General features: G+C 56.0%; 13 protein-coding genes. 2 read left to right on the top strand and 11 right to left on the bottom strand.

The window, feature by feature from the left end:
- Positions 1-61: 61 nt before the first annotated feature.
- Complete coding sequence (gene fpr, locus PAT9B_RS19560) at positions 62-808, bottom strand: ferredoxin--NADP(+) reductase (RefSeq protein ID WP_013510997.1); 747 nt, start codon at positions 806-808, stop codon at positions 62-64.
- Positions 786-1,100: a hypothetical protein gene (locus PAT9B_RS19555; protein ID WP_041525870.1), complete on the bottom strand. Its 315-nt coding sequence runs from the start codon at positions 1,098-1,100 to the stop codon at positions 786-788. The genes fpr and PAT9B_RS19555 overlap by 23 nt, the downstream gene beginning before the upstream one ends.
- Between PAT9B_RS19555 and emrD the strand changes: the two genes are divergently transcribed.
- The gene (emrD, locus tag PAT9B_RS19550) at positions 1,099-2,295 is read left to right on the top strand and encodes a multidrug efflux MFS transporter EmrD (RefSeq protein ID WP_013510996.1); all 1,197 of its coding nucleotides are present in this window, start codon (positions 1,099-1,101) and stop codon (positions 2,293-2,295) included. The genes PAT9B_RS19555 and emrD overlap by 2 nt on opposite strands.
- Here the strand turns inward: emrD and glpX are convergent.
- From glpX to PAT9B_RS19535, 3 genes are all read right to left on the bottom strand, one after another.
- Complete coding sequence (glpX, locus tag PAT9B_RS19545) at positions 2,285-3,295, bottom strand: class II fructose-bisphosphatase (RefSeq protein ID WP_013510995.1); 1,011 nt, start codon at positions 3,293-3,295, stop codon at positions 2,285-2,287. The two genes, emrD and glpX, sit on opposite strands and share 11 nt — an antisense overlap.
- 95 nt (positions 3,296-3,390) lie before the next feature.
- Positions 3,391-4,905 carry a glycerol kinase GlpK gene (gene glpK / locus PAT9B_RS19540; RefSeq protein WP_013510994.1) on the bottom strand — a complete coding sequence of 505 codons (1,515 nt, stop codon included), beginning with the start codon at positions 4,903-4,905 and terminating at the stop codon, positions 3,391-3,393.
- 30 nt (positions 4,906-4,935) lie between these two features.
- On the bottom strand, positions 4,936-5,778 hold the full coding sequence (locus tag PAT9B_RS19535; protein ID WP_013510993.1) for an MIP/aquaporin family protein: 843 nt from the start codon (positions 5,776-5,778) through the stop codon (positions 4,936-4,938).
- A 430-nt stretch (positions 5,779-6,208) separates the two neighbouring features.
- On the opposite strand from PAT9B_RS19535, the gene zapB reads away from it, so the two are divergent.
- Positions 6,209-6,448 carry a cell division protein ZapB gene (gene zapB / locus PAT9B_RS19530; RefSeq protein WP_013510992.1) on the top strand — a complete coding sequence of 80 codons (240 nt, stop codon included), beginning with the start codon at positions 6,209-6,211 and terminating at the stop codon, positions 6,446-6,448.
- Positions 6,449-6,506: 58 nt separating this feature from the next.
- Here the strand turns inward: zapB and rraA are convergent, their stop codons facing one another.
- The 6 genes from rraA to priA form a co-directional block, all read right to left on the bottom strand.
- The gene (gene rraA / locus PAT9B_RS19525; RefSeq protein ID WP_013510991.1) at positions 6,507-6,992 is read right to left on the bottom strand and encodes a ribonuclease E activity regulator RraA; all 486 of its coding nucleotides are present in this window, start codon (positions 6,990-6,992) and stop codon (positions 6,507-6,509) included.
- 150 nt (positions 6,993-7,142) lie between these two features.
- Entirely contained in the window at positions 7,143-8,474 is a 1,332-nt protein-coding gene (gene hslU / locus PAT9B_RS19520; RefSeq protein WP_013510990.1) for an HslU--HslV peptidase ATPase subunit, read from the bottom strand.
- An 11-nt stretch (positions 8,475-8,485) separates the two neighbouring features.
- On the bottom strand, positions 8,486-9,016 hold the full coding sequence (hslV, locus tag PAT9B_RS19515) for an ATP-dependent protease subunit HslV (RefSeq protein WP_071883917.1): 531 nt from the start codon (positions 9,014-9,016) through the stop codon (positions 8,486-8,488).
- An 88-nt stretch (positions 9,017-9,104) separates the two neighbouring features.
- On the bottom strand, positions 9,105-9,986 hold the full coding sequence (gene ftsN, locus PAT9B_RS19510) for a cell division protein FtsN (protein ID WP_013510988.1): 882 nt from the start codon (positions 9,984-9,986) through the stop codon (positions 9,105-9,107).
- A gap of 146 nt (positions 9,987-10,132) precedes the next feature.
- On the bottom strand, positions 10,133-11,170 hold the full coding sequence (gene cytR / locus PAT9B_RS19505; protein WP_013510987.1) for a DNA-binding transcriptional regulator CytR: 1,038 nt from the start codon (positions 11,168-11,170) through the stop codon (positions 10,133-10,135).
- A gap of 167 nt (positions 11,171-11,337) precedes the next feature.
- Positions 11,338-13,536, bottom strand: coding sequence for a primosomal protein N' (gene priA, locus PAT9B_RS19500; protein ID WP_041526021.1), 2,199 nt, complete (start codon positions 13,534-13,536; stop codon positions 11,338-11,340).
- Positions 13,537-13,613 lie beyond the last annotated feature (77 nt).

The following is a 13,613-nucleotide window of genomic DNA, read 5'->3' as shown; positions in this document are numbered from 1 at the left end:
TTTTTACCGGCGAAAGTCAAAACCCACGCCGGTAAAAAACTGTCATTCTTCGTGCCGCGTCTTACCAGTAATGCTCGCTGCTCATATGGCCGGGTTTGCGTTTGAAATGTTTGCGCATATCGCGGCTGTCTTTCAACACTTGTTGGGTATCGCGAACCATTTGCGGATTGCCGCACAGCATGACGTGGCTGGTTGCGGCATCCATCGCTAACCCTACTGCCCGTTCGAGTTCCCCGCTTTCGATAAGCTGAGGAACACGCCCGTGCAGCGAATCCGCATTCTGTTCACGGCTGACCACCGTCTGAATGCGTAATTTGCCCTGATAGCGCTGCTGTAATTGCTGCATCAGGGGCAGAAAACTGAGATCGGCGGCGAAGCGTGCTGCATGCACCAGCACAATATTCTCGAAACGTTCCAGTCCTTCCCCTTGTTGCAGAATCGACAAATAGGGACCGATGGCGGTGCCGGTTGCCAGCATCCACAGCGTCTGACAATCAGGGATCTCATCCAGCACAAAAAAACCGGATGCTTCTTTGGTCACCATCACCTGATCACCGGGGCGCAGCGCCTGTAGTCTCGGGCTGAGTTTGCCTTCCGGCACGGTCACCAGGTAGAACTCCAGCAGCGGATCTTGCGGTGCATTGACATAAGAATAGGCGCGTTGCACACGCTCACCGTCAATTTCCAGCGCCAGTTTGGCAAATTGCCCGGCAATAAAGGGATCAACCGGTGCCCGCACGCGCAGACTGAACAGGGCGTCGGTCCAGTTTTTCACTTCTTGTACTTCAGCATTGACCCACTCTGCCATGCTCACTCCTTATTGTTGATTTTTCAGGCATGTCACTATCTTCGTCAGCCATCAGGAAGATTGCCAGTCTCTGAGCAGTGAAAAGGCTCTCAGCGACAAATGCAGCGCACTCTGCTTCAACTGTAGCGGGCGCTTTACAACCTGGTAGCGCAGCTTGACGATGATCAGGAAACGGCTTTTGCCTCACCCCTCGCTTTGTCATCGAATCCTGATATTTTTGCCGCCATTCATGACAGGCAGCCTTTTTTACTGCTGCCTTTACTTTGTTTATCAGACAGACATTTTGTTCCATGTTGAAATCTAAAACGGAAAACCGCCTGCTGTTATTTATGCTGATTGTGCTGGTGGCGGTCGGGCAGATGGCACAAACCATCTATGTACCGGCAATGTCCGGGATGGCAGATGCGCTCAACGTGCACAGCGGCGCGATGCAGCAGGTAATGGCAGGTTATTTAATCACCTATGGCGGATCGCAGCTGATCTACGGTCCTCTGTCGGATAGCATCGGGCGGCGTCCGGTGATCCTCGCCGGGATGACGATCTTCGCGGTGGGGGCCTTGATCGCGTTGTTTGCTCCTTCATTGTCCGTGCTGGTATTGGGCAGCGCGATCCAGGGATTGGGCACCGGCGTAGCTGGCGTGATGGCGCGAACCATGCCGCGCGATCTGTATGCCGGTGTGGCGTTGCGTCAGGCCAATAGCCTGCTGAACATGGGTATTCTGGTCAGCCCGCTGCTGGCCCCGGTTATCGGGGCGTTGCTGACCCGGTTATTTGGCTGGCATGCCTGTTTCGCCTTTCTGCTGCTGTTGTGTGTGGGCGTGACGCTGGCAATGGCGCGCTGGCTGCCGGAAACCCGACCGACAGAAACGCCGGTGACCCCTTTTATGCGACGCTATGCCACCCTTCTCAGCGATGGGAACTTCGTGCGTTATCTGTTGCTGCTGATTGGTGCGCTGGCAGGCATTGCGGTGTTTGAAGCCAGCTGCGGTGTGCTGCTGGGGGGTGTGCTCGGGTTGGATGGCTTAACGGTCAGTATCCTGTTTATTTTACCGATCCCGGCGGCGTTTTTTGGTGCCTGGTTTGCCGGACGGGAGCAAAAATCCTGGCATACGTTGATGTGGTATGGCGTGAATAGCTGTTTGCTGGCGGGACTGCTGATGTGGGTGCCAGCCTGGTTTGGTGTGATGAACATCTGGACGCTGCTGGTGCCTGCCGCCCTGTTTTTCTTCGGCGCAGGGATGCTGTTTCCGCTGGCAACCTCCGGCGCGATGGAACCGTATGCATGGCTGGCTGGCAGCGCGGGTGCGCTGATAGGCGGTTTACAGAATCTGGGTTCCGGGCTGGTGGCCTGGCTGTCGGCGTTGATGCCGCAACGCGATCAGTTCAGCCTTGGCTTGCTGATGTTCGTGACGGCGTTAGTGATGCTGCTGTGCTGGTGGCCGCTCTCACGTCATCCCGAGAGCGGCAAACAGACGGTTACAGGATAAACGGGTGCAACGCCGCATCTTTGCGATCCAGATAATGGATCGACTGGATGCGGCGAATGGTGCGGGATTTACCGCGAATCAGCAGGGTTTCGCTGGTGGCGATGTTACCTTTACGGGTAATGCCTTTAAGTAAGTCGCCGGTAGTGATGCCGGTGGCGGCAAAAATCACGTTATCGTTGCGCGCCATTTGTGCCAGCGTCAGCACTTTACCCGCTTCAATCCCCATGTCGGCACAGCGCTGCAACTCCTGCTCACCCAGACGGCGATTCTCTGCGTTATCCCCTTTGACCTGATGACGCGGCAGCAAACGCGCCTGCATATCGCCATCCAGTGCGCGGATTACTGCGGCGGATACCACGCCTTCCGGTGCCCCACCAATGCCATACATCACATCCACTTCGCTGTCGGGCATACAGGTCAGAATCGATGCCGCGACATCGCCATCCGGGAAAGTAAACACACGCACACCGAGTTGCTGCAATTGCGCAATCACCGCATCGTGGCGCGGCTTGGCCAGAATCGACACCGTCAGCTGACTGAGTGCTTTGCCCAGCGCGGCGGCGATGTTGTGCAGGTTAGTTTCCAGCGGCAGATTGAGATCGATAGCGCCATGCGCTCCCGGCCCGACAATCAATTTTTCCATATACATATCAGGTGCATGCAGGAAGCTGCCTTTATCGCCGACTGCCAGTACCGCCAGCGCATTGGCTTGGCCCAGGGCGGTCATGCGTGTACCTTCAATCGGATCGACGGCGATATCAACCGCATCGCCCTGGCCGGTCCCGACCTTTTCACCGATGTACAGCATGGGCGCTTCATCGATTTCACCTTCGCCAATCACAATCTGGCCGTCGATATCGATGGTATTCAGCATAATACGCATGGCATTGACGGCAGCGCCGTCGGCAGCATTCTTGTCGCCGCGTCCTAACCAGTGATAGCCCGCCAATGCGGCGGCTTCGGTAACGCGGGAAAATTCAATCGCGAGTTCTCGTTTCATGGTCTGCACCTGACAAAAAACAGGCGGGCAGTGTAGCACAGCGGGGAAATTCGACGGAAAAAACCCGCGGCAGGGTGCCGCGGGTCGCAGGGGGATTACTGGTCCTGTTCTTCCCAGGCCTGAGAGCGAGCCACGGCTTTCTTCCAGCCAGCGTAACGGAAATTACGCTCGGTGGTTTCAATGCTCGGGCGGAACTCACGCTCAATGACCGCTTTGGAACGCACTTCTTCCAGGTCATTCCAGAAGCCAACGGCCAGACCGGCGAGGTAAGCAGCACCCAACGCGGTGACTTCACGTACTTCCGGGCGCTCAACGCGCGTGCCAAGAATGTCGGCCTGGAACTGCATCAGGAAGTTGTTCGCTACGGCACCGCCATCTACGCGCAACGATTGCAGTCGGGTATTGGCGTCGTTCTGCATCGCTTCCAGCACATCACGCGTCTGGAAGGCAATCGACTCCAGGGTGGCGCGAATGATGTGGTTACCGTTGACACCACGGGTCAGACCGAAGATGGCACCACGGGCATACGGGTCCCAGTATGGAGCACCGAGGCCGGTAAAGGCCGGCACCATATACACGCCGTTGCTGTCTTTCACTTTCTGCGCGAAATACTCGGAGTCTGCCGCATCGCTGAACAGCTTCATCTCGTCACGCAGCCATTGAATTGCCGCACCACCGATAAACACCGCACCTTCCAGTGCATAGTTCACTTCGCCGCGTGGGCCGCAAGCGATGGTGGTCAACAAACCGTGCGTCGAGGTGACAGCTTCAGTACCGGTGTTCATCAACATAAAGCAGCCGGTGCCGTAGGTGTTTTTCGCCATACCCGGCTGAACGCACAGCTGGCCGTACAGCGCCGCCTGCTGGTCACCGGCAATACCGGCGATGGGAATACGCGTACCGCCTTTACCACCGATGTTGGTCTGGCCGTAGATTTCAGACGAGCCTTTCACTTCTGGCAACATTTCACGCGGAATGTCGAGGATTTCGAGCATACGCTCATCCCACTCCAGCTTGTGAATGTTATACATCATGGTACGTGAGGCGTTGGTGTGGTCGGTGATATGCACGTGACCCTGGGTCATTTTCCACACCAGCCAGGTATCGACTGTACCGAACAGCAGCTCGCCACGTTTAGCACGGTCACGCGCACCTTCGACGTTATCGAGAATCCACTTCACTTTGGTGCCGGAGAAGTAGGGGTTAATCACCAGACCTGTGGTGTGCTGGATATACTCTTCCAGACCCTCTTTCTTCAATTTGTTACAGTAATCCGCAGTACGCGGGTCTTGCCACACGATGGCGTTGTAAACCGGGTTGCCAGTGGCTTTATCCCAGACGATGGCGGTTTCACGCTGGTTGGTAATACCGATAGCGGCGATTTCGTCCGAACGAATGTTGGCATGGGCCAGTACTTCAACCAGGGTTGAACTTTGTGACGCCCAGATGTCCATCGGATCATGTTCCACCCAACCGGCTTTCGGGTAGATCTGGGTGAATTCGCGCTGAGAGACGGCGACGATGTTGGCGTCGTGGTCCAGAATCACGGCACGTGAACTGGTTGTGCCCTGGTCGAGCGCGACGATGTATTTTTTATCTGTCGTAGTCATACGTTTTTCCTGATGATCTTAAAGTGAAACTTAGGCTTTACGCTGCTCAGCACGCGCAACCGGACTTTCTGACTTGCTGGTAACCACGCTCGGCAGGTGTCGTGCGATCAGAGCGCGGTAACCAAAGGCACCGAGACAGGCACCGACCAGCGGGCCAAAAATCGGAACCAGGAAGTAAGGAATATCTTTGCCACCGGTGAAGGCGACACTACCCCAGCCTGCCAGCCATGCGAAAACTTTCGGGCCGAAATCACGAGCCGGGTTCAGGGCGAAGCCAGTGAGCGGACCCATTGAACCACCAATTACCGCCACCAACAGACCAATCAACAGCGGAGCCATTGGGCCACGCGGCACACCGTTGCCGTCATCGGTCAGCGCCATGATGACCGCCATCAGCACGGCAGTAATGACCATCTCAACCAGGAATGCCTGACCTACACTGATATGAGGGTTTGGATAGGTTGAGAAGATCCCGGCCAGTTGCAGACTGTCTACGCTGCCACGCACCATCTGATGGCTTTGCTCGAAGTCGATAAACAAACTGTAGTAAAGACCGTAGACCAGCGCCGCCGCACAGAATGCACCTGCAACCTGCGCCACAATGTAAGGCAGAACTTTGCGGCCTTCAAAGTTGGCGAACAGGCAAAGTGCCACGGTCACCGCTGGATTGAGATGGGCACCTGAAACGCCCGCACTCAGATAAACCGCCATGGAGACAGCTAAACCCCAGATAATACAAATTTCCCATTGACCGAAGCTGGCTCCGGCAAGTTTCAGAGCAGCAACACAGCCCGCGCCGAAAAAGATAATCAAACCGGTACCAAGAAACTCGGCGATGCACTGACCTGTTAGCGTATTCGTAGTCTGACTCATAATGGCATTCCTGAAGCGAGGTTAAATTTTATCAGTTGTTGTTCTCAATCCGTTGAGCCACCCAGCGCTCTTGTAGGGCTGCTGTAAATTTATCGTTAACGAGCATAAACGAGAAATAGCGAAATTGAATTCTGTGTGGTCTGTCATAAAAATGCGCGTTTTCGCGTTTTTTGCGGTTTTTTAAGCACTATTTCCCTTAGTGACAGTAGGGGGTTTCTTGTCGGGCCGGAAAAGGGGTTCAAGCTGGCGCTTTTTTTTAGGCATTAACTGAAAAGTGTTACAGACTTCCTTCGCAAGCCTTGCGCCGCTGGACTTGCCGGGGCGCGCTACATACAATCGGGACATCGTTGCTGGCCGCGTCATGGACGGGCGCGCGTTGCGTCGGGTCAGCACCATCAACGCCTTGCAAGATTTAGGAGAGGTCAGAAAGATGTCATTTGAAGTGTTCGAAAAACTGGAAGCGAAAGTACAGCAGGCGATTGATACCATCACCCTGTTGCAGATGGAAATTGAAGAGCTGAAAGAGCAGAACAATCACCTGAAGAATGAAGTACACCAATCTTCAGGCAACCAGGATGCGCTGGTACGTGAAAATCAGCAGCTGAAAGAAGAGCAGCATGTGTGGCAGGAGCGTCTGCGTGCTCTGCTGGGAAAAATGGAAGAAGTCTAAGCGTACTTTGAACGCTTAACACAACGGGTGCTGATGGCACCCGTTTTCGTATCCGCAATTATTCGATATCGAGCGCATCTTCCGACAGGATCATGCCGGTATTGTCGGCGTAGAGATGATCGCCCGAGAAGAACGTCACGCCGCCAAAATTGACGCGCACATCACTTTCGCCAATGCCCTCACCGGCAGCGCCGACCGGAATGGCCGCAATTGCCTGAATACCGAGTTCCAGCTCTTCCAGCTCGTCCACTTGACGTACTGAGCCGTACACCACAATCCCTTCCCACTCGTTTTGCACCGCCAGACGCGCCACCTCGGCATCCACCAGTGCGCGACGCACGGACCCCCCGCCATCAACCAGCAGGACACGACCGCGGCCATTCTCTTCCAGCAGGTCGTATAACAGGCCGTTGTCTTCAAAACATTTCACTGTGGTTATCTGGCCACCAAATGAGGTGCGTCCACCAAAGTTCGAAAAAAGCGGTTCAACAACGTTCACTTCTTCATGGTAGATATCGCAGAGTGCAGATGTATCGTATTTCATAGTGATGTCGTCTGTTTGCCACAGGAGCGGTAAGTATATCGCTATCTGGCAAGTGTTGGCAAAATCATCACCTGCTAAAAAAAGCGCTACATCAATATCCTGTGCAAAAAAATGCCCGGCACAGAGGCCGGGCTTGGCTGGTGTTGTCGCTTACAGGATAAAGCGGCTCAGGTCTTCGTCAGCCACCAGTTGATCCAGATGCTTACCAACATACTCTGCATCGATGGTAATGGACTCGCCGTTACGATCGCTGGCGTCGTAGGAGATATCTTCCATCAGACGCTCCAGCACGGTATGCAGACGACGCGCACCGATGTTCTCGGTGGTTTCGTTTACCTGCCACGCCGCTTCAGCGATGCGACGGATACCGTCGTCGGTGAAATCAACATTCACGCCTTCAGTCGCCATCAGCGCTTTGTATTGCACGGTGACAGAGGCATTCGGCTCCGTCAGGATGCGTTCAAAATCGTTCACCGTCAGTGCCTGCAATTCAACACGAATCGGCAGGCGTCCCTGCAATTCAGGAATCAGGTCAGACGGGCTGGCCACCTGGAACGCACCAGACGCGATAAACAGGATGTGATCGGTTTTCACCATGCCGTGTTTGGTTGAAACGGTACAACCTTCGACCAGCGGCAGCAGGTCGCGCTGCACGCCTTCACGTGACACATCCGGGCCAGAGGTCTGGCCGCGTTTACAGATTTTGTCGATCTCATCGATAAACACGATGCCGTGTTGCTCAACCGCTTCGATGGCGTCCTGCTTCAGCTCTTCCGGGTTCACCAGTTTGGCAGCTTCTTCTTCAATCAGCAGTTTCAGGGCGTCTTTGATTTTCAGCTTACGTGGCTTCTGCTTTTGACCACCCAAGTTCTGGAACATGGATTGCAGCTGGCTGGTCATCTCTTCCATACCCGGCGGTGCCATGATCTCTACACCCATCGGTGCAGCAGCCAGATCGATCTCAATCTCTTTATCGTCCAACTGGCCTTCACGCAATTTCTTGCGGAACGACTGGCGCGCCGCAGAAGGTTCAGCCGTGTGTTCCGGCTGGCCCCAGTTATTTTTCGCGGGCGGGATCAGCACGTCGAGAATGCGCTCTTCAGCCATCTCTTCGGCACGGTATTTGTTTTTCTCAATCGCCTGAATGCGCACCATTTTCACGGCCGCATCGGTCAGATCGCGAATGATGGAATCCACTTCTTTACCGACATAGCCTACTTCGGTGAATTTGGTGGCTTCTACTTTGATGAACGGCGCATGGGCCAATTTGGCCAGACGACGGGCAATCTCGGTTTTACCGACACCGGTCGGGCCGATCATCAGAATATTTTTCGGGGTGACTTCATGGCGCAGCTCTTCGTCGAGCTGCATACGACGCCAGCGGTTACGCAGCGCAATGGCCACGGCACGTTTCGCGCCGTCCTGGCCGATAATAAAGCGATTCAGTTCGCTGACAATCTCGCGGGGAGTCATCTCAGACATGGTTTTGATCCTTACGCCTTAGACGGTAATTCTTCGAAGTTAACGTTATGGTTGGTGTAGATGCAGATATCACCCGCGATATCGAGCGCTTTGGCGACGATATCCTTGGCACCCAACTCAGTATTTTCCAGCAGGGCGCGTGCCGCTGCCTGGGCGTAAGGTCCACCCGAACCGATGGCAATCAGATCATTTTCTGGTTGGATGACATCACCATTACCGCTGATGATCAGTGACGCGGATTCATCCGCGACCGCCAGCAGTGCTTCCAGACGACGCAGCATCCGGTCGGTACGCCAGTCTTTAGCCAGCTCGACGGCGGCTTTCACCAGATGACCCTGGTGCATTTCCAGCTTGCGTTCGAACAGTTCGAAGAGGGTGAAGGCATCTGCGGTGCCGCCAGCAAAACCGGCAATCACTTTGTCGTTGTAAAGACGACGCACTTTTTTAACATTGCCTTTCATTACGGTATTGCCGAGAGTAGCCTGGCCATCGCCGCCAATCACTACCTGGCCGTTGCGTCGCACACTTACTATTGTTGTCACGGGCAGACCCCTTGTTGCAGTAGAAAAGGACTCCGCGCACTCAGCGCGGAGTATCATGCAACCTGATATGGGGTAAATTGAGAGGGTTTCAACCCCCCAATGCGAGGGGAATACAGTTTCCGTGGCCGGAACTGTGCAGGCGTTTCACGGTACTGTCAGCGCTGCTGCGATCTTTAAATGGCCCAATCACCACGCGATTCCAGCCGCCGCCGGTGGTAATCCGGCTCTCAAAACCTTCGAAAGCGAGCGCGGCACGAGCCGACTCAGCCTGGTCGGTGCCCTTGAATGAACCACACTGCACCATCCAACGTTGTGACGGTTTCTCGACCGGTTTCGCTTTCGCGGTTTCCTGCGGTCGGGTTTGTGGCTCAGGCTCACGCGTAATCGGTGCCGACTGTTGGCGGGTTACCGGTTGCTGTTGCTGCATCTGCTGCTGCTGACGTTGCAACTGCTGTTGCTGCACCTGTTGCTGACGCTGCAATTGTTGTTGCTGCTGTTGTTGGCGCTGCAGCGTTTGCTGGCGCTGCGCCGGGGTTTGTTCATTCCACGGCACTTCATTCAACTGTGTGGGTTGCTGGCGCATATCCGCCTGCATTTGCTCCAGCAACTGGCGCTGTTCATCCGTCAACTGCGTTTGCGACTGGATGCCACCCCCTGCTGACGGCTCTGTAGGGGTAGGAACGGTGAGCTGGCGATTCTCCAACTCTTTGATGTATTTCCAGCGTTCTTCGGGCTTCGGCGGCAGGCCATTACCGGTTGCTTTATGATCCGGGATGACCGGTGACTCTTCTTTCTTATGATGGGAGATGAACCATAAGCCACCGGCAAAGGTGACCAGTACAGCCGCAGCCAGTACGATCATCAGTTTGGAGGTGCCAGAACCGCCTTTGCTTTTCTTGCTACGGCCTGTGCTTTTTTTGCGACGCGTCCCTGTTGAACGCCCGCGGCCTACGTAATCTCTTTGTGCCACTCTCGTTCTGATACCCTTTAAAAAATGCGGGCCTGTAAATGTGCTGTTAATTGCCCGGCAAGGAATGCGCCATGTTACTCAAGGGCTGGAAGTTTGACCAGCGAAGACTGCCTTAAGAATCCGCTGAAAATGCGTTGTAAAGGTAGTCATTTTTCCCGTTTTGCGACAGGGGCTGTGCTGCCACGGACGCGCAATTCCGCATCAAGCAGGCGTGAACCGTTGTTGACACGTTTGCCCTGTAACTCATCCAGCAACAGCAGCATCGCTTCGCGGCCAATGTCAAAACGCGGTTGGGCCACGGTGGTCAAGGGCGGATCGTAGTATTGCGCCAGTTCGATGTCGTCGAAGCCCACCACCGAGAGATCCTGCGGGATGCGCATCCCCAGCTTGCGTGCCTGATTCATGGCCCCCAGCGCCATCAAATCGCTATGACAAAACAGCGCTTTCGGTGGGTTCGGCAGGCTCATCAGCTGCTTCAACGCCGTTGCGCCCGCTTCAAAGGTAAAATCGCCGTGCACAATCAGCGTGGGATCGACAGGCAAATTACTGCGCCGCAGCGCCTGAATGTACCCCTGTAAACGATACTGGCACAGCGGGACATGTTCAGGGCCGGTAATGCAGGCAATCTGACGATGGCCCAGTTGCAGCAGATGATTCACCGCCTCAAAGGCCGCGGTCAGGTTATCGATATGCACCGTGGGCAGCGCCATTTCCGGGGCGAATTCGTTGCCCATCACCATCGGTGGCAGGTTGCGTTGATCTTCCACGCCTGCCTCGAAAGGCAGCTGTGAACCGAGCAGCACCATGCCGTCAATCTGGCGTGTCAGCATCAGATTGAGAAAGGTTTTTTCCTGTTGGTTCTGGTGAGCGCAATCGCCAATCAACACCAGATACCCTTCCTGCGCGGCGGTCACTTCTACCCCGCGGATGATTTCACTGAAAAAGGGATCGCAGATATCCGGCACGATGACCAGAATGGTTTGTGTTTCACCGCGTTTGGCGTTGCGTGCCAGACCGTGAGGGGCATACCCGACGGCAATCACTGCCTGTTCCACCTTCTGCCGGGTGGCTGCCGAGACTTTTTCCGGGTTCATCAACGCACGAGAAACCGTGGCGGTCGAAACGCCCGCTTTCTCAGCCACATCTTTCATGGTGGCGGTGGTTGAGGGTTGCTTCTGGTCCAACGTTTTACTCCTGACGCAGTTCGGTGCGTTGAATGTCTGACGAAAGGCGGGTATCTGCCGGGTCGGCACTATTGTTAACCGAACCGTGGGCGGTGTTGTTACTTAATTTGCATAAAAATTGTGACTTGTGCGACTTTTTTCGATCCGTCTCGCAGATATGGCGTGACTCAGCTCTCGGTCGGGTCGATATCCAGCGTCCATTTGACTTTACGCGCGGCGGGTAGCGTGGTGATCAGCGGCAGCGAACTGCTGAGCAGCTGTTGCAGCCGTTTGCGCGAGGGATGTTGCAGCAGCAGTTGCCAGCGCCAGCGTCCGCTGCGCTTGGGTTGCAATGCCGGAACCGGCCCCATCAGCCATAGCGCCTGATCTTTCAACGGGCTGGCTTCGAGCAAATTGCGTAACTGGTTAAGGAACTCGGCAGCCTGCTGGTTATCCATATCTTCGGCGCGAAACAACGCATGGCTGGTCCACGGTGGCAGATGCACGGACTGGCGCTCCAGCAACGTCTGCTCGGCAAAGGCAAAATAGCCGCGATGCAGCAGGGTTTGCAGCAGCGGATGTTCCGGGTGGTGCGTTTGCAGCAGTACTTCGCCCTGCTTGCCCGCACGACCCGCACGGCCCGCGACCTGAGTATAGAGTTGGGCAAAACGCTCAGCGGCACGGAAATCAGCCGAGAACAGCGCGCCATCGACATCCAGCAGCGAAACCAGCGTGACATCCGGAAAGTGGTGCCCTTTAGCCAGCATCTGCGTACCCACCAGGATGCGTGCGCCGCCACGATGCACATCCGCCAGATGTTGCTCCAACGCGCCCTTGCGGCTGGTGGTATCACGGTCGATGCGCGAGACCGGCACGCCAGGAAACAGCGTGCCGAGTTGCTGTTCCAACTGCTCGGTTCCGACGCCGACCGGCATCAAGTGGGTCGATCCACATTGGGGACACTGGTGCGGCAACGGGCGCTGGCTGTCGCAGTGGTGGCAACGCAGCTGACGGTGGTGCTGGTGCAGCGTGTAATAACGATCGCAGCGTTGGCACTCAGCCAGCCAGCCGCAGTCATGGCACATCAGCGCAGGGGAGAAACCGCGCCGATTCAGGAACAACAGAACCTGATTGTTCGCCTGTAAATGCTGGCGCATTTTTCCCAGCAGCGCCGGAGCCAGACCGCCTTTAAGCTGTTGCCCTTTCAGGTCAAGCAATTGCTGCAACGCCGGTTTGGCGTTACCGGCGCGTTTGGTCAGGTTGAGCTGACGATATTTGCCATTGCGCACGTTATGCAGCGTTTCCAGTGCGGGTGTGGCCGATCCCATCACGATCGGGATATCTTCCTCATGCGCGCGGAACACCGCCAGGTCACGCGCCTGATAGCGCCAGCCTTCCTGTTGTTTATAGGAACTGTCGTGTTCTTCATCAATGATGATAACGCCGGGCCGCGCCAGCGGTGTAAACAGCGCTGACCGGGTGCCAATCACAATGGCGGTTTCGCCACTGCGCGCCCGCAGCCAGACGGCGAGGCGTTCGCTATCATTCAGCGCCGAGTGCAGCACATCAATCGGTGCATCGAAACGTTCGCGAAAGCGGGCGATAGTCTGTGGCGTCAGGCCAATTTCCGGCACCAGCACCAACGCCTGCTTACCGCGTGCCAGCACGTTTTCCAGCACGCTGAGATAGACCTCGGTTTTACCCGAACCGGTGATGCCGGCCAGCAGCCAGGCGGCGTAGCGATCGTCTTCGCTGCGAATCGCGCCGACCGCCATCGCCTGATCGGTATTGAGGCGCAACCTCTCACCTTTAACGGCAAACGTGTCCCGCCAGTCGTGTAAAGGCGCAGCGTGCTCACGCAGATCACACAAACCTTTGGCACGCAGCGCCTGCAAGGCCGCATCGGTGAGATCATGGTCGCTGATCTGATGCCGATAGAGGGGCTGCTGGCGCAGTGCCGCCAACGCTTGCTGCTGTTTGCGGGCGCGTTTCAGGCTATCCAGCGCCACTTCACGCCCGGCGTCATTGATCACCCATTGCCACAGCGGCGCTTCCTGCGCCGGTTTTCCCTGACGCAACAGCACCGGCAATGCATGGTTCAACACCTCGCCGAGCGGGGAGTGATAATAGTGCGCCGCCCACTGCAAAATGCGCCACAGCGCGGGCGAATAGAGGCTGCTGTCATCCAGCACCGCCTCAATCTGCTTCAGTTGCGTCAGGGGCAGGTCGCTGGTTTCCTGCACGCCCACCACAATGCCGACCATTTTCCGGTTGCCAAACGGCACGCTGACGCGCACGCCTGTTACCGGCAGCGGCGCATCGGCAGGCAGCAGGTAGTCAAACAGGCGAGGCAGCGGAACGGGCAGGGCAACCTGAACAACGGGCATGACTTTCTCTATCCGGTTCTGTAATAAGGAGAAGTAGTGTACACGCTGGCGCGGCGAGCGGATATCCATCTGCGTCA

Origin of the sequence: Pantoea sp. At-9b (assembly GCF_000175935.2) — a bacterium.
Taxonomy (GTDB): domain Bacteria; phylum Pseudomonadota; class Gammaproteobacteria; order Enterobacterales; family Enterobacteriaceae; genus Pantoea.
Note: the sequence above shows the minus strand (reverse complement) of the source record. Positions and strands in the feature narration are given on the sequence as shown.